This window comes from Thermus sp. KWY1 (assembly GCF_057547025.1).
Map to the genome: position 1 here is coordinate 1 of NZ_BAAJPG010000020.1, position 259 is coordinate 259.

The 259-nt window shown below is 62.9% G+C and carries 1 pseudogene; it reads left to right on the forward strand.

Annotation, left to right across the window (positions count from 1 at the left end):
* Positions 1 to 259, forward strand: a pseudogene (locus AC27GT_RS06495) (helix-turn-helix domain-containing protein); the annotation flags it as partial.

Genomic DNA, 259 nt, shown 5'->3' on the forward strand with positions numbered 1-259 from the left:
ATTACCGCTGGCGGAAACGCCTCAAGGAAGAGGGCCTTGCCGGTCTTAAGCCTCGGTCAAGACGTCCGCTTTGGGGCCCCTACCCCAAATGAACCGCAGCGCTTGCGGCGGAGGATTTACTGGTCTTCCGATCTGCTGATCCGGGTGGAAGCCCTAAGGAAGGAGAACCCCACCTGGGGCCGCTGGCCGATTTGGCTGACCCTAAGGAAGGAGGGCTTTGCGGTGAGCGAGCGCACCGTGGGGCGGATCCTGGCCTACC